This window comes from Acinetobacter guillouiae (assembly GCF_002370525.2).
Classification (GTDB): domain Bacteria; phylum Pseudomonadota; class Gammaproteobacteria; order Pseudomonadales; family Moraxellaceae; genus Acinetobacter; species Acinetobacter guillouiae.
Genome location: NZ_AP014630.1, coordinates 2,129,382 through 2,153,745 on the forward strand (window position 1 = coordinate 2,129,382; position 24,364 = coordinate 2,153,745).

Annotated in this window: 25 protein-coding genes; 15 read left to right on the plus strand and 10 right to left on the minus strand. The window is 37.4% G+C overall.

The window, feature by feature from the left end:
- Positions 1 to 138 precede the first annotated feature (138 nt).
- The 9 genes from AS4_RS09755 to AS4_RS09795 all read left to right on the plus strand — a co-directional run bounded on the left by AS4_RS09755 (position 139) and on the right by AS4_RS09795 (position 7,043).
- On the plus strand, positions 139 to 735 hold the full coding sequence (locus tag AS4_RS09755) for a 6-pyruvoyl trahydropterin synthase family protein (RefSeq protein WP_096734014.1): 597 nt from the start codon (positions 139 to 141) through the stop codon (positions 733 to 735).
- 74 nt (positions 736 to 809) lie between these two features.
- Entirely contained in the window at positions 810 to 1,523 is a 714-nt protein-coding gene (ung, locus tag AS4_RS09760) for a uracil-DNA glycosylase (protein WP_004821244.1), read from the plus strand.
- The gene (locus AS4_RS09765) at positions 1,520 to 2,641 is read left to right on the plus strand and encodes an enoyl-CoA hydratase/isomerase family protein (RefSeq protein WP_034610216.1); all 1,122 of its coding nucleotides are present in this window, start codon (positions 1,520 to 1,522) and stop codon (positions 2,639 to 2,641) included. The genes ung and AS4_RS09765 overlap by 4 nt, the downstream gene beginning before the upstream one ends.
- A 6-nt stretch (positions 2,642 to 2,647) precedes the next feature.
- Positions 2,648 to 3,172: a tRNA adenosine(34) deaminase TadA gene (tadA, locus tag AS4_RS09770; RefSeq protein ID WP_034610219.1), complete on the plus strand. Its 525-nt coding sequence runs from the start codon at positions 2,648 to 2,650 to the stop codon at positions 3,170 to 3,172.
- Between the two features lie 85 nt (positions 3,173 to 3,257).
- Positions 3,258 to 3,692 carry an SRPBCC family protein gene (locus AS4_RS09775; protein ID WP_004821248.1) on the plus strand — a complete coding sequence of 145 codons (435 nt, stop codon included), beginning with the start codon at positions 3,258 to 3,260 and terminating at the stop codon, positions 3,690 to 3,692.
- A gap of 11 nt (positions 3,693 to 3,703) precedes the next feature.
- The gene (gene cmk / locus AS4_RS09780; protein ID WP_096734015.1) at positions 3,704 to 4,393 is read left to right on the plus strand and encodes a (d)CMP kinase; all 690 of its coding nucleotides are present in this window, start codon (positions 3,704 to 3,706) and stop codon (positions 4,391 to 4,393) included.
- A 118-nt stretch (positions 4,394 to 4,511) separates the two neighbouring features.
- Entirely contained in the window at positions 4,512 to 6,194 is a 1,683-nt protein-coding gene (gene rpsA / locus AS4_RS09785; RefSeq protein ID WP_004821252.1) for a 30S ribosomal protein S1, read from the plus strand.
- Between the two features lie 159 nt (positions 6,195 to 6,353).
- Positions 6,354 to 6,656, plus strand: a complete 303-nt coding sequence (locus AS4_RS09790) for an integration host factor subunit beta (RefSeq protein WP_004720793.1) — start codon at positions 6,354 to 6,356, stop codon at positions 6,654 to 6,656.
- 21 nt (positions 6,657 to 6,677) lie between these two features.
- Positions 6,678 to 7,043: a lipopolysaccharide assembly protein LapA domain-containing protein gene (locus AS4_RS09795; protein ID WP_004821255.1), complete on the plus strand. Its 366-nt coding sequence runs from the start codon at positions 6,678 to 6,680 to the stop codon at positions 7,041 to 7,043.
- 138 nt (positions 7,044 to 7,181) lie between these two features.
- Here the strand turns inward: AS4_RS09795 and AS4_RS09800 are convergent, their stop codons facing one another.
- From AS4_RS09800 to AS4_RS09825, 6 genes are all read right to left on the minus strand, one after another.
- Complete coding sequence (locus tag AS4_RS09800) at positions 7,182 to 8,249, minus strand: fimbrial protein (protein ID WP_096734016.1); 1,068 nt, start codon at positions 8,247 to 8,249, stop codon at positions 7,182 to 7,184.
- A gap of 15 nt (positions 8,250 to 8,264) precedes the next feature.
- Positions 8,265 to 10,769, minus strand: a complete 2,505-nt coding sequence (locus AS4_RS09805; RefSeq protein ID WP_096734017.1) for a fimbria/pilus outer membrane usher protein — start codon at positions 10,767 to 10,769, stop codon at positions 8,265 to 8,267.
- A 24-nt stretch (positions 10,770 to 10,793) separates the two neighbouring features.
- Complete coding sequence (locus tag AS4_RS09810; protein WP_096734018.1) at positions 10,794 to 11,498, minus strand: fimbrial biogenesis chaperone; 705 nt, start codon at positions 11,496 to 11,498, stop codon at positions 10,794 to 10,796.
- A gap of 86 nt (positions 11,499 to 11,584) precedes the next feature.
- On the minus strand, positions 11,585 to 12,121 hold the full coding sequence (locus AS4_RS09815; RefSeq protein ID WP_096734019.1) for a fimbrial protein: 537 nt from the start codon (positions 12,119 to 12,121) through the stop codon (positions 11,585 to 11,587).
- Positions 12,122 to 13,203: 1,082 nt separating this feature from the next.
- Positions 13,204 to 13,539, minus strand: coding sequence for an AzlD domain-containing protein (locus AS4_RS09820; RefSeq protein ID WP_034610229.1), 336 nt, complete (start codon positions 13,537 to 13,539; stop codon positions 13,204 to 13,206).
- Between the two features lies 1 nt (position 13,540).
- Positions 13,541 to 14,203, minus strand: a complete 663-nt coding sequence (locus AS4_RS09825) for an AzlC family ABC transporter permease (protein ID WP_096734020.1) — start codon at positions 14,201 to 14,203, stop codon at positions 13,541 to 13,543.
- Positions 14,204 to 14,319: 116 nt separating this feature from the next.
- Between AS4_RS09825 and AS4_RS09830 the strand changes: the two genes are divergently transcribed.
- Both AS4_RS09830 and pyrF read left to right on the plus strand, forming a co-directional pair.
- The gene (locus tag AS4_RS09830; protein WP_004821271.1) at positions 14,320 to 14,868 is read left to right on the plus strand and encodes a helix-turn-helix domain-containing protein; all 549 of its coding nucleotides are present in this window, start codon (positions 14,320 to 14,322) and stop codon (positions 14,866 to 14,868) included.
- Between the two features lie 103 nt (positions 14,869 to 14,971).
- A complete protein-coding gene (gene pyrF / locus AS4_RS09835; RefSeq protein ID WP_004821273.1) occupies positions 14,972 to 15,667 on the plus strand; it encodes an orotidine-5'-phosphate decarboxylase in 696 nt (231 codons plus the stop codon).
- 197 nt (positions 15,668 to 15,864) lie between these two features.
- On the opposite strand, the gene AS4_RS09840 is transcribed toward pyrF, so the two are convergent.
- On the minus strand, positions 15,865 to 16,773 hold the full coding sequence (locus AS4_RS09840) for a lysine exporter LysO family protein (RefSeq protein ID WP_034610237.1): 909 nt from the start codon (positions 16,771 to 16,773) through the stop codon (positions 15,865 to 15,867).
- An 88-nt stretch (positions 16,774 to 16,861) separates the two neighbouring features.
- On the minus strand, positions 16,862 to 18,385 hold the full coding sequence (locus tag AS4_RS09845) for a flavin-containing monooxygenase (protein WP_096734021.1): 1,524 nt from the start codon (positions 18,383 to 18,385) through the stop codon (positions 16,862 to 16,864).
- 154 nt (positions 18,386 to 18,539) lie between these two features.
- Between AS4_RS09845 and AS4_RS09850 the strand changes: the two genes are divergently transcribed.
- Both AS4_RS09850 and zapE read left to right on the plus strand, forming a co-directional pair.
- The gene (locus tag AS4_RS09850; protein WP_096734022.1) at positions 18,540 to 19,550 is read left to right on the plus strand and encodes an AraC family transcriptional regulator; all 1,011 of its coding nucleotides are present in this window, start codon (positions 18,540 to 18,542) and stop codon (positions 19,548 to 19,550) included.
- Between the two features lie 108 nt (positions 19,551 to 19,658).
- A complete protein-coding gene (gene zapE, locus AS4_RS09855) occupies positions 19,659 to 20,807 on the plus strand; it encodes a cell division protein ZapE (protein ID WP_096734023.1) in 1,149 nt (382 codons plus the stop codon).
- A gap of 207 nt (positions 20,808 to 21,014) precedes the next feature.
- Here zapE and AS4_RS09860 read toward each other — a convergent pair whose 3' ends face one another.
- Both AS4_RS09860 and AS4_RS09865 read right to left on the minus strand, forming a co-directional pair.
- A complete protein-coding gene (locus AS4_RS09860; RefSeq protein WP_004720769.1) occupies positions 21,015 to 22,367 on the minus strand; it encodes a TrkH family potassium uptake protein in 1,353 nt (450 codons plus the stop codon).
- An 8-nt stretch (positions 22,368 to 22,375) separates the two neighbouring features.
- Positions 22,376 to 23,026: a potassium channel family protein gene (locus AS4_RS09865; RefSeq protein ID WP_004821282.1), complete on the minus strand. Its 651-nt coding sequence runs from the start codon at positions 23,024 to 23,026 to the stop codon at positions 22,376 to 22,378.
- A gap of 245 nt (positions 23,027 to 23,271) precedes the next feature.
- Here AS4_RS09865 and AS4_RS09870 point away from each other — a divergent pair, with 245 nt between their 5' ends.
- Positions 23,272 to 23,817 carry a hypothetical protein gene (locus AS4_RS09870; protein ID WP_004720765.1) on the plus strand — a complete coding sequence of 182 codons (546 nt, stop codon included), beginning with the start codon at positions 23,272 to 23,274 and terminating at the stop codon, positions 23,815 to 23,817.
- A 48-nt stretch (positions 23,818 to 23,865) separates the two neighbouring features.
- Positions 23,866 to 24,363 (plus strand): hypothetical protein, encoded by a 498-nt coding sequence (locus tag AS4_RS09875; protein WP_096734024.1) that lies wholly within the window; start codon positions 23,866 to 23,868, stop codon positions 24,361 to 24,363.
- The last annotated feature ends 1 nt before the right edge of the window (position 24,364 follow it).

The window sequence follows — 24,364 nt, forward strand, 5'->3', positions numbered from 1 at the left end:
GATTCGATAAGCTAAATAAGCCTAAAAAAGCAGATCATCCTTTTGGCTAATTGCAATCAACGTGAAAATTAATGCTCAGGGTTCGAGTTTTGCTTTATAATCGAGATTCTTTACCGATTTGTTTATAAAATTTGGCTCATGTTAATTCGTAAGTTATTTAAGTTTGAAAATGCACATATTGTGCGGAATTGCACGTCAGATCGTTGCAAACGGTCTATACACGGGCACAGCTATAAAGTTGAATTACTACTTAAAGCTTCAAAACTTGATCATGGTCAAATGGTATATGACTTTGGCTTGCTTAAAGGTGTAATCAAAGAAGTTTTCGACAGTTTTGACCATGCGATCTGTTTTTGGCAAGAAGATAACCCTGAATATATTCAGGCGTGTAAAACCTTTAGTGCTCGTTGGGTGGCTTTGCCTGTTTCTCCTTCGGCTGAACAGTTTTCACGGATATTCTTTTTTCTCGCGCAACAGATTTTAAAATCAACCATTACCCAAAATGGGGAAGGGGATGTTGAAGTCTATTCTGTGATTGTGCATGAAACCGATACAGGTTATGCGCAAAGTTTTCAAGAAGATATTGAAAATGCTCAGATGGGACTGTTGAGTCTGGATAAAATTATTTTTTCTGAGCAGGTCACATCTGAATGGTCTGACCCAGAAATGTATGAAAAATTGAAACAGGGTATTCCGTTTCAAAACCCTGAAGTGGATTTACAGGTTAAAATTTAAATGATGATTTTTGAGTGAAATCCATCTTTAGGACAAATAAATTTTTAGGAAAATGAAATTTAGGATGAAAGTTGATGCAATTATCTGAACTCGAACAAACAAAATTAAATCAAGTTCGGTTAGATCAAAGTTGGAAAGAAGGTTTAGCTGAGTTTCTTTTGAGTCAGCAAATGGATGATTTGCGTTCTTTTTTAGTTGCTGAAAAAAATGCAAATAAAACCATTTACCCACCGAGCTCACTTATTTTCAATGCATTAGACACAACGCCATTGAATCATGTAAAAGTGGTCATCTTAGGACAAGATCCTTATCACGGTCCTGATCAAGCGCATGGATTGAGTTTTTCCGTACAAAAAGGCGTTGCATTGCCTCCGTCTTTACGTAATATCTTTCATGAATTAAATACAGATTTAGCTGTACCTGTATCCCGTCATGGTGATCTCACCAAATGGGCTCAACAAGGTGTATTGCTTTTAAATAGTGTGTTGACAGTGGAAGCTGGGCAACCGACATCACATCAAAAACGCGGTTGGGAAAATTTTACAGATCATGTGATTGATGTGTTGAATGAGCATAGAGAGCACATTGTATTTATACTTTGGGGCGCATATGCTCAGAAAAAAGGACAACGTATAGATCAAACAAAGCATCTGGTATTAAAAGCTGCGCACCCATCTCCATTGGCAGCAAATCGTGGTGGCTTTTTTGGTTGTAAGGTTTTTTCAAAAACAAATAATTATCTGAAACAATATGGCATTGAGCCAATCGACTGGCAGCTGGACGCATGACAAACTCTCCCGAAATAAATAATTATCACCCAGATCTGATTATCGAAGAAGCGAAAAAGGGATGGCGAATTATTCGCTTAAATCGTCCTAAGTCGCTTCATGCACTTGATGAATCTATCGTTGCGGCATTATTGAAGCTGTTTGAGGATTTTCATCATGATGACTCAGTTAAGGCAATTTGGTTAGATTCAACCACGCCTAAAGCTTTTTGTGCAGGCGGTGACGTTCGTAAACTGCGTCAATTGGTGATCAACAATGAAGTTGAAACAGCCAATAAGTTTTTTGAAACCGAATATGCTTTAGATTTACTGTTGCATAATTATGCTAAACCTGTAGTGGTTTGGGGTGAAGGTTATGTCATGGGTGGTGGTTTAGGCTTATTCATGGCAGCGCCTTTCCGTTTAGTTACACCGTATTCGCGTCTTGCTATGCCTGAAGTGAATATCGGTCTATATCCAGATGTGGGTGCTACACGTTTCTTAGCAGATCGTGGTCCGATAGGTTTATTTACGGGTTTAACTGGATCGATCATGACTGCAGCAGGTGGTTATGGGATTGGTTGGGCAACCCATATTTGTGATGCACAACGTGATGTGGTTTTACAGAAACTGATTGATATCGATTGGGATCATTATCCTGCTGGTGATTTCCGTGCTTTAGATGACACCTTAAATAGTTTACATCGTCCTGTTTCACCTGGACCGTTGCAAAACTCTTTGGATGTGATTCATAGTGTTTGTCGTGGTGTAAACTTTGAACATGATTATGAAGCGATTATTGGTCTAAGTGATGCGCGTAGTGATTGGTTGCGTCAAGCCAGCGAGAATCTACAAAAAGGTTCACCAAGTACTGCTGCGATTACCTGGTTGTTATGGCAGTGGGGACGTCAAGTTCATCCGTGGTCTGAGGTTTTTGAATTAGAAAAACAAATTTCTGATTGGAAAATTCGTCATCCTGATTTTGTTGAAGGTGTACGCGCACGTTTGGTGGATAAAGATTTATCACCAGAGTGGGAACAGGTTGAGTCGCGAACATTGCGTGGAATCCTTGCGAAAAACCCACCTGTAACAACAATTGACAGTTGGAATACGCTGCTAAGTCAGTACGGTATTATTTAAGGTCGTATGACTGAAGAAACTCAACACTACATAGATCAACAATGGATGCAGCTGGCTTTAGAGCAAGCTGCATTTGCTGCATCTATCGGTGAAATTCCTGTAGGCGCGGTGATTGTAAGTCAGGGGCAAGTCATCGGTGAAGGTTATAATCAACCGATTGCTCAGCATGATCCAACAGCCCATGCGGAAATTCAGGCACTGCGCAATGCGTGTCAAAAGATTGAAAATTATCGCCTACCAGAAGATGCAACGTTATACGTCACACTTGAACCTTGTACCATGTGTGTTGGTGCATTAATCCATGCAAGAATCAAACGTGTGGTTTTTGGCGCGACTGAACCTAAAGCGGGTTCACTCATCAGTAGTCGTCAACTGCTAGAGATTGGCTATTACAATCATATATTTCAGTTTGAAGGTGGTTGTTTACAAACGCAGTGCTCAAGCCAACTGTCTGATTTTTTTAAAATGCGCCGTGAGCAAAAAAAACAATTAAAGTTACAACAAAAGACCTTAAATGACTCATTAAAATGATCTAAAATACACAAGATTTTAGTGACAATGAAAATTGTCAAAATAAGGGTTTAAAAATATAGTTAAAGTTTAAAAGGGTCTAACAATGAATTCTATTCAAGTAAAACAAGAGTTTAATGCACCAATCGATCAGGTCTTTGACTTGTTATCAAAACATTCAACCTATAATGTGGCTTTTGCTCCCATTCAAGTTGTACGGGTAAAAGATGCTGCTGATCCTGAACGCCCAGATGGATTGGGTTCTATCCGTCGTATGGGGTTTGGTCCGATCAAGCCGATTCAAGAGCAAATTACGCATCTGGATGTCAATAAACGTATTGAATATAAGTTAATTAACAATCCATTGATTAAACATCATATTGGAATTATTGAATTTACAGCGCTTGCTGCAAACAAAACCCGTGTTGACTATACGATCGAATTACAAGCACGTGCACCATTTGTGAGTAAATTAATACTTGCACAGCTTAAACTAGCGATTACACTTGGATTTAAGAAACTTGCTAAGTCTGTAGCTTAATTGGAAATTCAATGACAATTCAAATTATCACAATCGATGGGCCAAGTGGTTCTGGTAAAGGAACACTTGCAGCAAAACTTGCGCATCACTATCAATTCCATTTATTAGACTCTGGTGCGCTGTATCGTTTGCTTGGATTGTCATTGCATCAAAAAGAATTGTTGGACGCATTAGACACTGAATCTGTATTGCAACAAAGTGTGACGATTGCAACAAATTTAGATATCGTATTTAAGAGTGCTGACAACGGAATCATGATTTTGTTGGATGGTGAAGATGTCTCACAAACGATTCGTACTGAACGCGTTGGTGAATTTGCTTCAAAAGTCGCAGCAATTCCAGCGCTTAGAGCGGCATTGGTAGATCGACAACATGCTTTTGCTCAGTCGCCTGGCTTGGTTGCCGATGGGCGTGATATGGGCACTTCTATTTTTCCACAAGCGCAAGCGAAGATTTATCTCACTGCCTCAGCGGAGTCCCGCGCAGAGCGTCGTGTAAAACAGTTGCAGGGAATGGGGCTGGATGTTAAAATAAGCGACATTTTAGCAAATATACAAGCTCGAGATAAAAGAGATATGGAACGCACAGTCGCTCCACTCAAGCCAGCAGAAGACGCTTATATCATTGATAGCTCAGAAATGAACATCGATGAAGTGTTTAAACTGATGACTGATTATGTCGAGTTACATTTAGCTAAATAAAGAATATTTAACCAAATATTAGCCAAAGCATAGCTTGATCAGTTTATACGGACTATGTGGATGGCTTAACTAAACCGGCCTTGTCTGATCCAAGACCGTTGACTTTACTAGGTATATCATGACCGAATCTTTTGCAGCCCTCTTTGAAGAAAGCGAATCAACTCTCAATATCGACAAAGGTGCCGTTATTAAAGGTATCGTTGTTAGCATCGACTCTGACTGGGTTACTGTTGACACTGGCCTTAAATCTGAAGGTGTTGTTGCACGTTCAGAATTCTTAAACGAACAACGTGAACTTGAAGTTCAAGTTGGCGATGAAGTTGATGTTGTTGTTGAAGCGCTTGACAACGGTATGGGTCAAACAGTTTTATCACGTGAAAAAGCGAAACGTGCTGAAACTTGGACTAAACTTGAAAAAATCTTTGAAGACGGCGAAATCGTTACTGGTGTTATTTCTGGTAAGGTTAAAGGCGGTTTCACTGTTGACATCGGTCCAGTTCGTGCATTCTTACCAGGTTCATTGGTAGATACTCGCCCTATTCGTGATACAACTCACCTTGAAGGCAAAGAGTTAGAATTCAAAGTAATCAAACTTGATGCTAAACGTAACAACGTTGTTGTATCTCGTCGTGCTGTAATGGAAGCTGAATCTTCAGCTGACCGTGAAGCGCTTCTTTCTCAATTGGAAGAAGGCCAAACAGTTACTGGTACGATCAAAAATCTTACTGATTACGGTGCATTCGTTGACCTTGGCGGTATTGATGGTCTTCTACATATCACAGATATGGCTTGGAAACGCATCAAACACCCTTCAGAAGTTGTTGAAGTGGGTCAAGAAGTTACTGTTAAAGTACTTAAGTTTGACAAAGAACGTAATCGTGTATCTTTAGGTCTTAAGCAATTAGGCGAAGATCCATGGTTAGCGATCATGAACCGTTATCCTAAAGGTTCTATCGTTAAAGCACGTGTTACAAACTTAACTGACTACGGTTGTTTTGCTGAAATCGCTGAAGGCGTTGAAGGCTTAGTACACGTTTCAGAAATGGATCACACAAACAAAAATATCCACCCATCTAAAGTTGTTCAGATTGGTGATGAAGTTGATGTTATGGTTCTTGAAGTTGATGAAGAGCGTCGTCGTATTTCATTGGGTATCAAACAAACTCGTGCGAACCCATGGGAAGAGTTCTCTAAGTCACACGACAAAGGTGAAAAAGTTTCTGGTACGATCAAGTCTATCACTGACTTCGGTATCTTCATCGGTTTACCTGGCGGTATCGATGGTCTAGTTCACTTGTCTGATATTTCTTGGAACGAACAAGGCGAAGACGCTATTCGTCGTTACAAGAAAGGTGATACAGTTGAAGCAGTTATCTTATCTGTAGATGCTGAAGGCAACCGTATCAGTCTTGGTATCAAGCAAATGAACAGCGATCCGTTCAATGACTTCTTAGCTGCTAACGAACGCGGTGCGTTGGTTAAAGGTACAGTAACTGCTGTTGACGCTAAAGGCGCAACAATTAAGTTAGCTGACGAAGTTGAAGCTTCTTTGAAAGCATCTGAAATCAACCGCGATCGCGTTGAAGATGCAACTAAATTCTTAGAAGTTGGTCAAGAAGTTGAAGCTAAAATCATCAATGTAGATCGTAAATCACGTTCTATCAACTTGTCGATTAAAGCGAAAGACGAAGCTGAAGAGAAAGAAGCTGTAGCAAACTTGAAAACTACAACTGCGCCTACTGGTCAAGACAATGGTCCTAAGACGATTGGTGATTTGATCAAAGCACAGATGAACCACTAAGTGATTGTTAAGAAGTATTATTTAATGTAATTAATTAATATTTTTTATTCAATTAGTGTAAAAGGTAGCGTAGTATATGATTACTGCGCTACCTTTTTGTATTTAAAAAGGATATTATCTGGTGTATATCAATTAGCATTAAAATTAATGAGGTCTTAAATGACAACTGAAGCACTTAATAAGTCTGACTTAATAGAAAGAATTGCTCTTAAAAATCCGCATTTAGCAGAGCCATTAGTCGAAGAAGCAGTTAAGATTATGATCGATCAAATGATTGCATCGTTATCTTCAGATGACCGTATTGAAATTCGTGGGTTTGGTAGTTTCGCTTTACATCACCGTGAGCCACGTGTGGGTCGTAACCCTAAAACAGGTAAATCAGTAGAAGTTGCAGCAAAAGCTGTACCTCACTTTAAACCTGGTAAAGCACTCCGTGATGCAGTAAACGAATCTGCTAATTAATAAAATTCGAATGAGGTGAGTATGCGCTATTTCTTAGTTGCATTACTACTGGTAGTCTTTGGTTATGCTTTAGCATTAGTCTTGCAGAATCCAGCTGAACTACCTGTAGATTTATTGTTTACTCAAGTACCAGCAATGCGTTTAGGCTTATTGCTATTATTAACTTTGGTACTCGGGATTGTTCTTGGATTGTTGCTTGGTGTACAGGTTTTCCGTGTATTCCAAAACGCATGGGAAGTTAAGCGTCTTCGTAAAGATATTGATCATCTCCGAAAAGAACAAATACAGACAGCACAATTGGCCGCTGCTGAAGCTGCCGCAAGTGCTCGTCATGAAAAGACAGTATTAGATATTCAACCAGAAAATAAGAATATCAATACGCTTTAATCATTATGATAAAAAGCGCTTTACTATAACCGTAAAGCGCTTTTTTGTTGGTACTGATTTTTGATTGTACAATTATTCAACACCAAAAAGTTTACTAAATATCATCAAACAAATAAAAGAATATAAGTTCGCTATTTTTTAATCATATACGATATTCAAATAAGCTTGAGATCTGACCAGACCAGGTGTCACCGTATTTGCTGTTCTTACATAATTGGCTTTAATCACATGTTGAATCAGCTGCGAAGTGCTTAAATTGCCAAAGGTCCATTTGTTAGTCGTCTTTGATTGGTTTGGATCTAGGCTAATTATCGCGTTATTTTTATCACGTAAACGAATACCTACGCCTGTCGCATATCCAGCACCGACTTGATTCTCTAATATATTTGTTGCATTGGATTGATTTAAGGCATCCGTGGTATAAGCCTTTATTTCACGACCTGCGCCATCGTTTAAATTTGCACAATTAATACTGAGGGTTGCTGTATTACTTGAACTTAATGCGGTTTCATTTCCAACTAAACCCAAGTTTCGTACACTGACATCAGGCAGTGCAATGGTGTAGCTACTTTGACTCAATGAACATGTGGATTCAGAGATATTCACTGCTGCATTTAAATATACCGGAATTTGTGTATTTGCTGGAATAAGACCATTATCACTGACACGCCTTAAACTAATGGTTGCTATCCGTAAATTGGAAACATTGATCGTTGCGGGGTAGGAGGTCATTGTTGATGTTCTAGGCAAAACATATAATGTCACTCTCATTTTTACACCATGGGTATCGCCACTATAACTATAAATTGCTAATTCAGTGGTATTTAGTGTTTTTAAAGTACCAGTTGCAGGTGCATCGCCCATTTCAACTTTAATCCCTAAAGCTGGGTAAGCATTTAAGCGAGAAATATTGGCATCATAAGTTGTCACATTTGTAGCAAAAACATTACCAAAAATGGTTCTATTTGTGCCAACAGTACATCCACTATAGACTCGGAAAATATCAAAATTGGCTGAAGCAACTTCGCGTGAATATACATTGGATTGTACCGACGTCCCTTCATACTTATTGATATTCATGGTGTTGGCATTCATCGTCGGCATGCTATAGCCACTGGTGAAATTGCTGCCTACACTGCAATCTGCAAATACTGCGAAACTTGCAGGGAGTGTAGATAACATAAATAACAATTTATATTTCAGCATAAAATTACTCCGTGCTTATTTGCAGTTTAAGCTAAAGCTTGCAAAAGGGATTTGATTTTTACTTTGTTCCAATATTTCTTTTGTAATATCGAATTGACAAGAATCAGTATTAGTCCAGTAGACGCTATAGCGTCCAGGATTTATATTTTGCATAAAAATTTGCTGACCTTGTCCTACTGTGGTGACTGCATTACCCAAAGCATCTTTCACTTGAGCACCCATTGGAATGAGCACTTCATCTGCGTGTTTTAGTTCAATTAAGGCTTTTGTGGTTTTTAATGCTTTAAAATCCACCAGAATACTCGCGTTTGATTTAGGTACAACTTGTAATTGGGTTGCATCAACATCAGTATTTAATGGAATTGTATTTGGGTTTAAATTGATACTATTGTATTGGTAAGGATTTAGATAGGGAATAATCGCATTACCCCAACGATCAATTTTAATATTATTTCCATTTGAGAGGCTGGTTCCCTCTAAACCTTTAGCGTGGATAATTGCAAAAGTATCATTTAAATCATTGGCTAAAGTGATGCCGTGTTGATGTGCAACGATAGCACCTTGTGCTTGTAAAGAGTATTGACGTTGTTGGTCAAAGTCGGTTGTATAAGTCGATGCTAAATAAACAGGATTAGTTCGATAACTCAAAGAACTGCTGAAGAGATCTTTATCTTTACTATTTGAATAATTGAAGTTATAGCCGAACTGTTGATTTTCACCTAAATTTCCAAATATGCCGACTTGATTGGTATTGAGCGCATTATTATCTGGATAGACTTCACTACTTAGGCGTAAATTACTATTTTTCTTTTTAAACGACAGGGGAATATTCACATTTACAAAGTATTGGGTATCTTTATCTAATTTATATTGATCATTTTGAGTATGTTGCATACCCACATAGTAACTGATGCCTTTATAACTATTGCTATAGCTAATTTGATAGAATTTTTGTGTATTGACTTGATGCCAGAATTTATACTGTGAAAAACTGGCTGAAACAGCACCAAACTGATGACCTAGATTTTGGCTCAGTTGAATATAGTTTGATGACTTGGGACGACCATTAAGCACCAATGCAGAGCTGTTGTTTTGGATATAACGATTCTGCATGGCTTCATCAAAGGAATAATATTGATCATTGCCATAAACAGTACTGTTTAAACTGAAATTTGTTTTTGCACCGTTTAGTGCCAGATTATAGCGCAGCGTAAGCAAAGAACTGTCTAAATTTTGGTTGGATTGGTTAATATTGGCTTTAACATAATTACTTTCTAAAGCGATACCACCGAGTTTGGTATTTAACGCGGTTCCTAGAATATAGGATTGATAATGATCACTGACCAGTGCTGAACTGCTCACTGAGATAAAATCATTTAATCCATAATCAAGAGATGCATTGATTAACTTCTCATCATAGGATTTGCTATTTTGACGAAAAGTACCTGCTGCAATTTGATAACGATACTGCTTTGCGCGGATAGATTGAATAAAATTATTATAAGGCAAATCAAAACTGCGGATTTCACCATTTGCTTCAATAATATCTACATTTAATGTACCACCACTCCCAGGTGTTTGGAGATCTGTAATATTAAATGCGCCTGCAGGAACAGTACGTTCCATAATAATTTGTTGATTTTGGCGAACACGTATTAAAGCATTGCTTTTTGCATAACCTGAAATTGTGGGTGCGTAACTTTGCAATGAAATCGGAAGCATTCTGTCATCGCTAGCAAGTTGTACCCCGCGAATGGCAATACTCGAATTACTATTGATGGTTTTGGTATTGGTATAGAAATCACCAAGGGTAAGCTGCGTTTTTAAACTAGGCAGTACTCGCATGAGTTTGTTTTCATAGCTGGTATATTGGCCTGAATGATTGCTGTCTCCCATACTGGTGCTACCAGAATGACGGAATTGCCAATCATCAATATTGAGACCAGAATTAATATTCAGAAAACTGGAATCTTGTTTGTTGTCCTGACCATAATCTGAATTATAGTAATTGTAGTAATATTTGAGAAAAGCACTATTTCCACCATTTTCCCAAAGTGATGGATCTATATAGCCAAATGGTCGCTCATTTAACATTGATTGAGGGCTTGAAACATCCACACGTTGTTCCGCTATATTCAGTTTCCAGAATACGACATGATTCATTAAGCGTGTATCGATACAGTCACCAGTGACTTTATCTAAATCAATAAGTTTATGATTGAAATCAAGCTGCTTAACAGTATTGCGTGGAATACAATAGCGTTGCTTTTCAGGTGATTCAGGGTCATCTGAAATATGCACAATAGAGCGGGTGATATAACGATCATTCAAGTAAATATCGAGAATATAATCATTTGGCGCGACTTTATCGCTTGAAACAAATTTTTCAAGATCAATTGTTTTAGATTTTTGGCCGTATAAAAAGCTGTTATCGAATTGTGGTGCTTGCGCTATAACATTTTGATTGCATAGATATAGACTTAGCGCCAAAACACTATACCTAAGTGTGAAATGTTTCAAGCACAATTCTCCCAATAATTTAGATTAAAACTGTTTCTCTATTGTCGATAAACTGCCGTAGTCATTGATTAAATAAAGCTGGACGGACTTAGCGTCTGATAAATTTTCGACCTCAATTTGTTGTTTTGAAAACGGTTCTATAAAGCTTAGATTTTTAATATCGCTTGGCGTACCATTTTTTAAAAGCAGATTCGATTTACCAAAATTTAAGTAATAAGGTGTCGGATTATTGATTTGTAGTTGGTTATTTACACGTTGTACTTCAACTTTTTGAAACGCTTGTTGCTGTTCCATTTTGATGCCAGTTGGTCGGTAAAACAGTTTTAAGCGATTACGAATCGCAAATTGTAAATAATTTGCTTCAGCTGTTGGCTTGGCTGGGATATCAAGTACGTTAAGCCAAAACAATGTTTCTCGATCAGTAGCAAGCTTTTGTTTTTGATTGAAAATCACACGTAAAGATTGACCTTTCGCTGCTTCAATCGTGGTTATTGGAGGGGTAACAATAAATGGGGCTTGGGTTGTGGTTGGGTCTGCAATAATGTCTTTACTGTCCACCCATGATTGTACTAATGCAATTTGGTCACCTACATTGGTTAATTGCACTGATACAAATTCTTTATCACTTGGGTAAATTACACGGGTACCTGTAACCACAATACCGGCATGAGCGGATGTGATCAAAGTACTGAGCATTAACAAGCTAGAAATAAAAAATGGTTTTTTCATTGAAAGACCCTTGGGGAGAGGCAAGTCTGGTTAAGATGTAGAAATTAACCAGACCTGTTTAAAAACTTACAGATCCAAATGTTTAATTATGGATAAACAACATAGTAAGTTGCAGTTGTGCTTACATCACCAGCAGTCGTTGCACCTGTTGCATAGTAACGTGCATAAAAATCAAGATTTGCAGAACCGTTTGCAGTTGCAACATTTGAAGTCACAATGTTTTGGCCTGTACGATCTTTAGTCAGGTCAATCACTGCTTTTGCAGAGTTCAATAATTGAATATTTACGTTTGTTGCACCGCCAGTGGTTACGGTATTGTTTAAACGACCTGCAGTATTAATATTTGCATTGGTGTTGTCATAATAAACACCCACATTACCTACAGGGCATGCTGTTAAATTAATGGTAAATTTAGTGTCACCATTTGTTGTCGCCGCTGTCGCTAAAGTTGATTTACCCACAGTCGGTAAAACAACAGTATAGTTACCAGCAGTACCACCAACTGTACAAGTTTGATCAACGATTTTACCTGTAACTGTTACTGTACCATCAGCAGCCGCAAAAACTGTTGAAGATGCTAAACCTAAGCCAATGATCGCTAAACCCAATTGAATTTTTTTCATAGAATTTCTCTCAATACTGCGTTGATTTGCCCTTTACTGGTACCTTCCTAATAAAGGGTAAGTGTTTAGGAGCTAAACAATAAGGGCTACTATAAATTTTTCCTAAATAAAAACAACGAAAAAAAGAGACAAATATCACATTATTTTTATCTTATAAATCCAATATAACGTTATTTGTTTTGGATTTATTTTTTATTATTTAAATACAAGAGTATATTTATAATTAACATGTTTATTTAATTAAAGGAAAATTTAGTTCTGTTTACCAAAAAGTGACAAAAAATGTCACTTTTTGTGAATAACGTCATATTATAGCAAATTATTTTGATCTGCTTATATTAAGCGTGAGTATGTTTTTAAGATTTTCTAAAATAATTTATTATCATGGTTAATTAAATATTGGGTTTATTTTAATACGCTGCACTGTAATTGATCATTTTCATAAAAAAATTTTATAAGATTGAATTTAAAGGATTTTCTTTAATATTCATTTAGCTTATTTGTAAATTATTTTTAAATGCTTAAATCAATATAAAATCGCGTTCATCCTAGATTGCTTTTAAAAACAGAAGGTGTTTTTAATGCGACTTTGCTTCACTTAATATGATTACTTTTTTGATTTATCAAAGAGATTGATTGTTTAGTTATGGTGTAATGTTTGTTTAGTTATAAAGAATATATTTAGAAATAGCGCAGATAGATTTATTAAAAATATAAATTCTAGAGCAAACATGGATGCAATGAATGAGAAAAATATAATTTTAATTTAATATTATTTTAAGTTTTATAGGTTTTTAAATATATGAAAAAGAATTTATCTGTTGTAAGCATAAAGAACGATAAATAGAAGACTGTGTTTTGATTTTTTTATTTGTTGGAGTAAGTGACGTGTTTCACAATGATCAAATATAAAATGAATTTTAAGCGCTTTAAGATTGATTGATTAAATATCCATAAAAAATATGCATAGAGATTAAAACATTATCTTTAATCAATAATTAAGCATGCATAGTCACTTGCATTATGCTGTTAAAAAAAGCGCTTTGATTGTTGTAAAACGCTTTTTGTAAGCTTTAACAATTCTATTGGGCTAACCAGAAAAATTCAGCAAAGCGGAATATTGTGGTGACCAGCATTGCTATTACGATCGTCGTGATAAGTGAGTGGTTTTTCCAAATCAGAAATAAGCCTACCAATACCCCCATGATTTTGCCTAAGTCTGCCCAATCCGCACCTTCAAAAAAAGTGCTGAGAATCGCAATAGAAAACAGTAAAGTTGTTGCGGCATCATTAAAAAGTTGCTCACGTTGTTGAGTGATCGTAAAATATTGGCCGAGTGAAAGTCCCGCATATCGGATCAGATAAGTACCCATCGCCAGCAGCATGATCCCGATCAAAATGATAAATTGCTGATGCATGTTATTTTCTTCCTACAAGCAAGCCAAATAATGACATAAGTATCGGAATCCCTAAGGGTAGAAATGGAAAAGTAGCGAGGCTGATGACTGCACCAGTCATTGCCGATTTTCGAGCAGATTTTCTTTTTAATGCTTTAAAGGTAAGTGCAAACAGTACGACAGGAAAAATCGTATCGATACCTAGTAATTTTGCATAAGCTAAATGACTTCCCAATAGATAACCGCTTAAAACGCCTATGGGCCAAGCAAATAAAATTCCGACACCGCACAGCCAATAAGCACTCAGTTTTAGCTCATTTGAAGATTGGCTTAAACCAAATAAGACACTTTCATCATTCATAATATGTGTAGCAAAATATTTTAATTTATTTTTTTCTATAAAATGGGTAATCGCTAAACCAAAAGGCAGATGTCGTAAATTTATCAGCAATCCGACAATCGCAGCTGTAATCGGACTGCTTCCAGCAGCAATCATGCCAATGAAAGTAAACTCGGCAGCACCAGCCAAGACACAGATTGAAAGCAGTAAAGGTATCCAGATCGGCAGTTGATAATTGACCGCAAGCGTACCTAATGAAATCCCGATCAGTGCGGTTGCGATGCAGAGAATCACGATTGATTTTATCAGGGGCTTGGGTAAATTTTTTATTTCTTTATACTTCATTGAGATGAGCCTTGCTTAGGGTAATAAGATCGTTCGATAAAATGAACGATCATTTGTTATAATAGTTTGATTATTTTTGTTCGTCAAATAGAACGATCGTATTTTTTGGAAGGATAATGTCTATACCAATTGAAATCATTGCAAATAATCTGCAAAAAGAAAGAAAAAGTGCTGCATTATCTTTGGGAGAAGTTGCTCGACGTGCAGGCATTGCGAAATCCACACTTTCGCAACTTGAATCTGGGCAGGGCAATCCGAGTCTAGAAACTTTATGGGCACTTTGCGTGGCTTTAAATATTCCATTTGCCAAACTTATGGAAGCACAAACCCAAGCTACACAAGTGATTCGTTATGGCGAGGGCGCTTCAGTTGTTTCTGAAATATCAAATTATCAGGCTGTTTTGTTGGCGACATGCCCACCCAATGCACGACGAGACGTGTATATGCTGACAACCCAACCGGGTGAGCCGCGTTGCAGTAAACCGCATCCTATTGGCAGTGTGGAGCATATTATTATTATGCAGGGCTCTGCCAAAGTCGGTTTATTAGACAGTGCTGAGTTACTTCAAGCAGGGGACTATATTTCCTATCCAGCAGATCAAGCGCATATTTTTGAAGCACTGGAGCAAGACACACGTGCAATTTTGATCTCAGAGCAGAGATAAATCATGAGCAAGATCTAAGAATAGTTGATTGTTTTGTGCTGAAGTCGATTTTCTAGCTTTGTACATGGCGTGAATCACTTTATAATGAGCGCAAATTTATGTGATGGAACTGAGATTCGTGAGTATTATTGTTGCCTTAGATGCAAAAAGCCAATATGACGCCCTAGCAATTGCTGATCAGCTTGACCCATCACTATGTCGTTTAAAAGTCGGTAAAGAATTATTTACCCATGAAGGCCCTCTGGTTGTGAAAGCACTACATGATAAGGGCTTTGAAGTATTCCTCGATTTAAAATTTCATGATATTCCGAACACAACTGCGCAGGCAGTTTGTGCTGCGGCTGATTTGGGTGTATGGATGGTCAATGTCCATGCCTCAGGTGGGCGTAGAATGATGGAAACTTGCGTAGAACGCTTAAAAGCAGGTAACTATAAAACTCAATTGATTGCGGTTACTGTACTTACTTCAATGGAACGTGAAGATTTGCGTGATATTGGTTTAGACATAGAGCCATTTGAACAAGTGAAACGTCTGGCTAAATTGACACAACAGAGTGGTTTGGATGGCGTGGTATGCTCGGCTCAGGAAGCCAAAATGTTACGTCAGGATTTGGGTGCTGAATTTGCTTTGGTAACACCAGGGATTCGTCCAGCTGGTGCAAATGCAGATGATCAAAAGCGTATTGTAACGCCTAAGCAAGCCATGCTTGACGGTTCTACTCATTTAGTAATTGGTCGTCCAATTACTCAATCTGAACATCCAAGTAAAACCCTGCAAGATATTTTAGCGACTCTATAAAAACAAACCCTCTTTTTCAGTTGATCAAGAGGGTGATTTCTTTGATTTATATAATAAAAATTGCTGTGTATACACTGTAGTGTACCTGCGCTACTAGATCTTTTCTTCAATAGTTTAAATAATCTTTTATATTCCAATGATTCTATTGAACAGTATTACTATCTCGTCAGATAAAGCACGATATTCAGAACTTAATTTTAAAGTGCAGCCAGAACACTTACCGCAATTGGCGCCAATACCGACAGAACAAAGCCACTGACCATTGCATGTGGAATATAATCATTGCCGCAAGCTTGTTTCACCATAGGTAAGGTGACATCCATTGCGGTTGCACCAGCAGAAGAAATTGCTGAACGTGGATAACGCCATCCAATCATATACATAAATAAAATGGCAAAAATCTCCCTAAATAAATCGTTCATTAACGCAATACTTCCTAGATGAGCATTCTTTAATTCAGTCACCACAATCCCTGTCATCGAATAGAAGCCGTAACCTTGCGATAGCATGATTAAATCTTTCATACTGATGTCTTGAATCAAGAAAAATGCCGCAACAGCACCCAATAGTGAGCCAATCACGCAGGCAATCGGTACCAGCATAATTTTCCAGTTTAACCAAGAACGATCCAGTGGCGAGTAAGCCAGATCCAAGCCGATCAGTAACATGTAAACTAAAAGTAAATTCCATGTGCTGACATGCAGTGGAACATGGAAAAGGTGGGCCAACTCTGCTAAGCCATAACCTACAGCCAGTGCAATAAATGCATAGCTGATGTTGAGTAATGAACCCATCAATAATTCAGCAGAAACTTTACCTTGTGATGGTTTGTAGCCAATCGCTGTAAATACTAGATAACAACAAAAAAATGCACCCATTGATGTGGTGAATGCAATTGTGATTGAACTGGTGAGAATCTGTGCAGGGCTGGCAATATTATGAATTGTTTGAGAAAACTCCATTGCAATCGCAATTAAAAGAATATAGGTAAAATAAGGCAGTATTTTAAAAGCTATTTTTTCAATGGATTGTGGAATTCTGCGGGCTAAAATAAACCCTAAACATAAACAAAATAAAAGTTGGAAAATAAGCCAAAGTGATTGCATGAAAAAATAGATAGGCAATGGATACCTATCTATTATAGTCGAAGCGCAGAAAAGCGGTTGAAAATTTATAGAAGAATATCAAGCAAGTTTATGCAGCTTTTGATTTTTGCTTGGCACTTTGCTCACGGCCTAATAAGCGAAAATCTGCTGGGTTTACTTTGCGGGTGTTAAGCCAAAATTTCCAGGTATAGGTTGGCCATAATGCAAAGTTTTTACCACCATCTTGTTGGTACCAACTGACACAGCCTGATTGCCATACCGTGCCTGCAAGCTGTTGCTGTACATTTTCATTAAATTGATCTTGTACTTCAGCTTTTACCGCTACCGCTTGCGTCTGTGTTTTTGCAACCATTTGAATCAATTGCAAAATATAATTTACCTGAGACTCAATCATGAAAATTACAGAGTTATGCCCCAGTACGGTATTTGGACCAAGCAATTGAAATAGATTAGGAAAGCCTTTGGTGCTGATCCCATAAAAACTTTCTGCACCGTCTTTCCATGCCGTTTTTAATTCAACACCGTGTTCGCCATAACAATCGAATGATTTTAAATAGATGCGTGGGTCTGTAATAAAACCAGTACCATAAATTAAACAATCAATTTGACGTTCTTTGCCATCTTTAGTGATGATGCTATTTTCTGTAATTTCCTGAATGCCATCGGTGATTAATTCGACATTTTTACGATTAAATGTTGGAAAGTATTTGTTGGAAATCAGAATACGCTTACAGCCCATAATATAGTCAGGGGTCAGTTTTCTGGCGACTTCTTTGTCTTTAACTTGGAATTTTATATAAGCTTCAGCAAGTTTTTGACCATATTTCATGATTTGTGGTTTTACAATGGGGACGACACGTGATTCATTTGACCAGTACAAGCGAGCGCGGTGTAATTTTCTAAACCATTCAAAGCGACTAAATAGTTTTTTATCAAGCGCATTATAGGCGCGTTCATCACGAGGAATCACCCAAGCAGGGGTTCTTTGAAATACATAAAGATTGTGAACTTTTGCAGCAATTTCAGGAATATATTGAATTGCACTACCACCAGTACCAATGGATGCTACATTTTTTTGATTTAAATTATAATCATGTTTCCAGTGAGAAGAATGAAAAACCTCACCTTTGAATTTTTCAATCCCTTTAATTTTAGGAATCTGTGGTACATGCAATGGCCCTGATGCAAAAATAACAAATTGAGCCTCAATTTTTTGTCCACTTTTTAGTGTTAAATGCCAATTGAAATTGTGCTCATCATAACGTGTAGACACCACTTCTTGATTAAATTGGATGTATTTCTTTAAATTGAATTGCTGAATTAAATCTTGAATATAGTCAAAAATTTCAGGCGCTTCGGCATAGCGTTTTGACCAATCCGTTTTAGGTGCAAAAGAAAGCGAGTACATATGTGATTGAACATCACAAGCCGCACCTGGGTACTGGTTCTCACGCCATGTACCACCAACATCATCTGCTTTTTCTAAAATGATAAAATCATGAATATTGGCTTGCAATAGGCGGATCGCCATGGCTAAACCACCAAATCCAGATCCAATAATTGCAACTTGCGTTGATTGAGTTTTTACTTCAGTCGTAGGGGCTGTACTCATTTTTGTTCGCTCTGACTTTTCCAGTTTTGCATAGAATATCGGAAATGCAGCGCTTGAAATATGATTGCACTGACACAAAAATTGATATATTCGGCAATTTGCAAAAAACCGACTTTGTAGTACAAAGTTTGGGTAGAAATCAAATGATGATCCAATGAAACGCTCGATTCTCGGTTTAATGTATTTAATTCATGGTATGCGTAATGCTGGAATCGATGTAGATTCACGACTTGCAAGTATAGGGATCAAAGCAGATGCACTTGATCCCAGCTCTATCATTCATCCCAGCTTAGAGTGGGATATACAAAAAGTGATTGGGCAGGGTGTACAGCCAGAAACAGGTTTGTTTATCGGCCAGCATTATTCTTTAGCGGGCTATGGCCCGTTGCTTATGCTCTTGGTGACATGTAGTAATGTTGGTGATGCGATTCAAAATGGTGTGCATTATCAGGGTTTAACCTATTTATACGGTGTCTTAGGGCTTGAGAAAGGCGATCATCAAGTCGCATTAACCTACAAGCCTGTAGATTTAGAAACAGAAATGGGTTTGTTGAGAGCGCAATGTGAAATCTCTGGAACTTATAAATTTCTGGATGATATTTATAAAATGATGGGACTTACAGCGCCCAACGTAAGAATTGAGTTACCCTTTCAGCAGCCTCAGGATTTAACTGTATTAAAGCAATATCATGATTATTATGGTTCAGATTTACATTTTAATTGTGAAAAAGCCGCTTTTTGGATCAATGAAGATGTGATGCAACTGCCGATTCCATCTGCAGATCCGATTACACATCGGGTTTACGAAGCCAAGTGTATTGCTGAAATCGAGCGATTAAATGCTGAAGAACAGAAAATTGCACCGTTGATTCAACGGGTAAATGATTATTTGGAATTGCAGCAAGGGATTATTCCCTCGATGGCCGAAGTGGCTCAGGCGTTGAATGTGCCTGAAAGAACCTTACGCCATCAGTTGCAGCAATTAAATACCAGCTATAAACAAATTCGGGAACAGCTGATTAAGCACAAAGCTTTGCGATTGATTGAATATAAGGAATATTCAATTGAGGTGATTGCGGAATTACTCGGCTACTCAGAACCCGCTGCATTTAATCATGCTTTTAAACGTTGGTTTGGGCAAAGCCCGCGTCAATATGGTAAATAAACAGGTAGTGCTGATATGAGATATAGAGTTAGAATTATCCCAAAGTTTTATTTATCAAAAATGAATATTCGATATACTTCCTTTAGCCTTTAAAAGTAACAAAATGATATGTTAGATCAGAATACAACTTCAACAGCATTTACTCCCGTATCACCCGCTGAGCGTTATGCAAAAGCATTGTCATCTGGACAGTTTTTACCAGATGATGCTCAGGCTCAAGCAGTACATGAGTTGGAGCGGGTATGGCAAGAATTGATCAATCGTTATAAAGCATCGAAAAAAGCTTTTCGTCGTTTCCGCCGTCAAACTGCACCGAGAGGTGTATATATGTGGGGCGGTGTAGGGCGTGGAAAGACATGGCTCATGGATCAATTTTACGATTCGATTCCTTTTCGCCGTAAAACCCGTATGCATTTCCATCACTTTATGCAATTTGTGCATAAGGAGTTAAACAAGCTTTCTGGACAGCGTAATCCTTTAGATATCGTTGCAGATCAAATTTATAAAGAAGCTGTGGTGATTTGTTTTGATGAGTTCTTTGTATCGAATGTAACTGATGCAATGATTCTCAGTGATTTATTCCAAAAATTATTTACCCGTGGCATTACCTTGATTGCCACATCAAATATTGCCCCAGATGGTTTATATAAAAATGGAATCCATCGTGATCGTTTTATTCCAACGATTGAAATGGTAAAAAAACATTGTGTGGTATTGAATGTTGATGCGGGTGTTGACTATCGTTTACGGGTATTAAAACAAGCGCAATTGTTTAAATCGCCACTGACAGATGACAATAAAGTCTGGATGGCAAAGCGTTTTAATGCATTAACCACATCGCAGACAGTGTCAGAAGAACCAATTACGATTAATAATCGTGTTGTTGAAACTTCAGGCCATACAGAAGATGTATTGTGGTGTGAGTTTAGAGAACTCTGTATGAAACCACGTAGCCCATCGGACTTTATTGAAATTGCCAATATTTACAATACTGTTTTGGTGAGTAATGTTCCGCACTTAACTGATTTGTTGTCAGAAGGTACACGTCGTTTTATTTATCTGGTAGATGAGTTTTATGACCGTGGCGTAAAACTGCTACTGACATCTCAAGACTCGATTATTGAGATTTATGACGGAGAGAAGCTGGCTTTCGAAATTGAACGTACACGTTCTCGTTTACTCGAAATGCAGTCGGATGAATATTTGCAGTCAGAGCATCGTTTGATTAAAGGCAATAGTGAGTTAGAAGTAGAATAATTATTCTTAGAAAGATGTGAAAAAGCGATCTTATCATTGATAAGATCGCTTTTTTTATGGGGGATATTGTCATCAGTTGCATTTTGCAAGGATTGTCTGAGCAATCTATTTAAGGAGTCTCAGCCTATTTTAGATACACGTGATAAGATTAGACAATCTCATAAAACCAAAGCTGTTTCAGTTGTATTCGCTTGATGGTTAAAACAATTAACCCACCTGAATTTCAGTATTTGGATGACGAACACGACTTTTATTTGGTGTCGCAATCAAATAAGCCAGTGTTAGTGGTCCTAAGCGTCCAGCAAACATTAAACAAATTAAAGCGATTTGGCTGCCAGCATGTAAATTTTCAGTGATTCCGCGTGATAAGCCGACAGTACAAGCCGCAGAAACGGCTTCAAATAATAAGTCTAAAAACTTTTTATCAGGCTCAAGGATCAGTAGAGTAAAAAAGCCAATCAGGATCAGCAGTGAAGTAATTGAAATGACCGCCATTGCCTTAAAGGTCGCCTGATGAGAAACAGAATGCCCAAAAATGGTAATTTCATCTGAACGTTTTAAAAAGGTAATGACACTTAAAATCATAATAATAAATGTGCCGACTTTAATTCCACCAGCGGTACTTAAAGAACCACCACCAATAAACATCAATACCATGGTAATTAAGGTTGATGCATTGGTCATGCTGCTGACTTCCAAGCTGTTAAAACCTGATGAACGAGGTACGGTAGCGTGGAACCACGCGTTTAAAGCTTGATCACCAACAGACATTGGAGCCAGTGTTAAAGGATTGGATGCTTCTATTGCCCAAATAACAATAAAGGCAAAAAGGTTTAAGCCCGCAATCGTAGACAGAATTAACTTACTATTGGTAGAGAGTTTCTTCCAACGCTTGGCTCTTTTAATATCCATCAACACAACAAAACCAATCCCACCGATGATATACAGCATACTGATGGTAAATGTCACCATATACTGGTCAGAGAAACTCATTAAGCTATTGGGAAATAATGAAAATCCACCATTGTTAAACGCAGAAATACTATAAAACAGTGCGTAGAAAAATGCATGTTCAAGGTCGTAGTGATGTGACCAAGCCATGGTTAGAATCCCTGTACCAATCGCTTCAAAGAACAATGAGTAAAGAAAAACCCCTTTTACTGTAAAGGTTGCTTTGGCTAAACTGGTTTGACCAATGGTTTCCTGTGCCATAACTTGTTGCCGAATACCAACTTTTGAGGAAAGACTCAAAGCAGCTAAGATTGCAAACGTCATAAAACCTAAGCCGCCGCATTGGATCAGGATCATCACCACAACTTGACCAAAAGTGGTTAAGGAGTCGCCAATATTGACGACAGACAGCCCAGTAATGGTTACAGCAGACGTGGCCGTAAACAGGGCCTCTAGCCATGTCAAATTGCCTTGATTAGCAAAAGGAAGTTTAAGTAACAATGTTCCGATGATAATAAAGCTTAAAAAACCTAAAGCAAGTAAGCTCGGTGGACTGAGATTAATACTGTTGTGTTTTTTGTTGATTAGTTCTTTTTTAGATAAACGCATAGTTATAACTATAAGAAACGAATCGAAAATTGTCTTAACATTTCTACAGGACCTTCAAGAATTAAAATATCCTTTTCCTGTAAAATCGTCCCCGGTGCAATATCATACAGTACATGTGAACCGCGTTGTAATAACAAGGTTGTAATTTCGGGGGTATTTTCCATGACCGTTTGAAATTGCGCGCCTTGTAAATTTGCACCTATTTCAATTTTGACGATATAGCGATCATTATTTAACGCCATATAACGTCTCACCATTGGATAACTGAGTGATTGCGCAACACGAATCCCCATGTCTTCTTCAGGGTGAATGATTTTTGTAATGCCTAAATGAGACAAAATCATATGATGTGATTTAGATTTGGCCTTTACAAAGATTTTTTCGATACCCAAATTTTTTAAATGCAGTACGCATAGAATACTGGCTTCAATATCTTCACCAATGGCAACCACCACGGCATCACAATTTTTGATATTCAGTTCATCTAACACATGTTCATCGGTAGCATCTGCAATAACTGCGTGACTGATTTTATCGGCAATGTTTTCTACATTTTTCTTTAATGTATCAATACCTATTACATCGTGATTTAAGTTGGTGAGTTCTAGTGCAACTGCTTCACCAAAACTGCCTAAACCGATGACAGCAAATTGCGCCATTCTACAAAGTCCTTATCCCGACACTGATTTTGTGTTGGTATGATCATATTCAATTTTTATATATTTTATCTTTAAAGTATTGCAACGCCAATCTACAAACTGAGAATAAAAAGCGATAAATGTAAATAAAACCAGATTTATGTCATAAAAACTTAAAATTGATCCGATATCATTGCTTTGAAATTTAAAAATGCAAAGCCAAGATTGAGCTTTCGATCCAAGAATAAAAAATGGATGATAAAAAAATGGATGATAAGAAAATTTTTAAAATTCTCCAACATTGGTTCCCAGCGTTGGAGCAAAGAGATATTCCCAAAAAGAAACATCGTAAACGTTTTGTCGAGTTTCTCAATTGGATTGAAGCTGAAAAGTTTGGTGGGCGATTTCGTGGATATTTAATGAAAATTGATCGTATGCAATTTCATGAAAATGAGATTGAGCGTTGTGCGGTTTTTCATGAATATGCAGTCGATAGCTTGGGAATTCAAACTCAAATTCGTGAAAGAGCGAAGCCTTTATTTGACCATTATGAAGTACACAAAGATGTTATTGGACGCTATTACAATGTTCAAGATCAGGTTTATGATGTTGTATTCGAGGAAATATTAAAACAGGCCAGACAACATGATCATGAACTGTTGCTGATTTATGCTGAAGATTATTATTGGTTGATCGTACCAAATCATGAATATAAAATTGAAAAGTTCTGCAAGTGTTTTAACAAACAATTTCACGATGAAGATGTCAGTATAGAACATTACGCATTATTTGACTGTTCAAGATCGACTTAGTTTTTTGCAGTTAATTCAACATATTGATAATAAAATAGAGAGATATCCATGTCACAGAAAATATATTCATTACTTCAATATTTAATTCCCGAGCTAAATGCACAACAAATTCCTCAAGATGCTGAATTTTATAGTTTTAGTGAATGGATAAATCAACAACATGATTTCCTGCATTATATTGAATTAAAAGAATATTATGACAATGGAATTGAAAACGATTTCTACTTTAATCAGCACAATATTGATGCTGAGCAATTGCAAAATGAAATCGAAATCGCAATAGCTGAAGTATTTGATCAATACGATGAAGATGATGATGTTTCATTAGCTGATCAAATGGACGCAATGCAACAAACAGAAGAAATCATTTTTGATCAAATTAAACTGGTTGCAAATCAGTATCAGCTTTCTTTATTGGTTATATATCGTGAAAATCCGTATTGGATGCTTGTGCCCACACAAGATGAGCAACAATTAAATCAGATTGTGGATGCTTTTAATGACGCATTTAATGATGATGGTGATTTAAATATGGCGGTCTATTAAG

Excerpts from the sequence above, each read along its gene's own strand:
- AS4_RS09755 (WP_096734014.1), top strand. The coding sequence starts at position 139 with ATGTTAATTCGTAAGTTATTTAAGTTTGAAAATGCACATATTGTGCGG.
- ung (WP_004821244.1), top strand. The coding sequence starts at position 810 with ATGCAATTATCTGAACTCGAACAAACAAAATTAAATCAAGTTCGGTTA.
- AS4_RS09765 (WP_034610216.1), top strand. The coding sequence starts at position 1,520 with ATGACAAACTCTCCCGAAATAAATAATTATCACCCAGATCTGATTATC.
- tadA (WP_034610219.1), top strand. The coding sequence starts at position 2,648 with ATGACTGAAGAAACTCAACACTACATAGATCAACAATGGATGCAGCTG.
- AS4_RS09775 (WP_004821248.1), top strand. The coding sequence starts at position 3,258 with ATGAATTCTATTCAAGTAAAACAAGAGTTTAATGCACCAATCGATCAG.
- cmk (WP_096734015.1), top strand. The coding sequence starts at position 3,704 with ATGACAATTCAAATTATCACAATCGATGGGCCAAGTGGTTCTGGTAAA.
- rpsA (WP_004821252.1), top strand. The coding sequence starts at position 4,512 with ATGACCGAATCTTTTGCAGCCCTCTTTGAAGAAAGCGAATCAACTCTC.
- AS4_RS09790 (WP_004720793.1), top strand. The coding sequence starts at position 6,354 with ATGACAACTGAAGCACTTAATAAGTCTGACTTAATAGAAAGAATTGCT.
- AS4_RS09795 (WP_004821255.1), top strand. The coding sequence starts at position 6,678 with ATGCGCTATTTCTTAGTTGCATTACTACTGGTAGTCTTTGGTTATGCT.
- AS4_RS09800 (WP_096734016.1), bottom strand. The coding sequence starts at position 8,249 with ATGCTGAAATATAAATTGTTATTTATGTTATCTACACTCCCTGCAAGT.
- AS4_RS09810 (WP_096734018.1), bottom strand. The coding sequence starts at position 11,498 with ATGAAAAAACCATTTTTTATTTCTAGCTTGTTAATGCTCAGTACTTTG.
- AS4_RS09815 (WP_096734019.1), bottom strand. The coding sequence starts at position 12,121 with ATGAAAAAAATTCAATTGGGTTTAGCGATCATTGGCTTAGGTTTAGCA.
- AS4_RS09820 (WP_034610229.1), bottom strand. The coding sequence starts at position 13,539 with ATGCATCAGCAATTTATCATTTTGATCGGGATCATGCTGCTGGCGATG.
- AS4_RS09825 (WP_096734020.1), bottom strand. The coding sequence starts at position 14,203 with ATGAAGTATAAAGAAATAAAAAATTTACCCAAGCCCCTGATAAAATCA.
- AS4_RS09830 (WP_004821271.1), top strand. The coding sequence starts at position 14,320 with ATGTCTATACCAATTGAAATCATTGCAAATAATCTGCAAAAAGAAAGA.
- pyrF (WP_004821273.1), top strand. The coding sequence starts at position 14,972 with ATGGAACTGAGATTCGTGAGTATTATTGTTGCCTTAGATGCAAAAAGC.
- AS4_RS09840 (WP_034610237.1), bottom strand. The coding sequence starts at position 16,773 with ATGCAATCACTTTGGCTTATTTTCCAACTTTTATTTTGTTTATGTTTA.
- AS4_RS09845 (WP_096734021.1), bottom strand. The coding sequence starts at position 18,385 with ATGAGTACAGCCCCTACGACTGAAGTAAAAACTCAATCAACGCAAGTT.
- AS4_RS09850 (WP_096734022.1), top strand. The coding sequence starts at position 18,540 with ATGAAACGCTCGATTCTCGGTTTAATGTATTTAATTCATGGTATGCGT.
- zapE (WP_096734023.1), top strand. The coding sequence starts at position 19,659 with ATGTTAGATCAGAATACAACTTCAACAGCATTTACTCCCGTATCACCC.
- AS4_RS09860 (WP_004720769.1), bottom strand. The coding sequence starts at position 22,367 with ATGCGTTTATCTAAAAAAGAACTAATCAACAAAAAACACAACAGTATT.
- AS4_RS09865 (WP_004821282.1), bottom strand. The coding sequence starts at position 23,026 with ATGGCGCAATTTGCTGTCATCGGTTTAGGCAGTTTTGGTGAAGCAGTT.
- AS4_RS09870 (WP_004720765.1), top strand. The coding sequence starts at position 23,272 with ATGGATGATAAGAAAATTTTTAAAATTCTCCAACATTGGTTCCCAGCG.
- AS4_RS09875 (WP_096734024.1), top strand. The coding sequence starts at position 23,866 with ATGTCACAGAAAATATATTCATTACTTCAATATTTAATTCCCGAGCTA.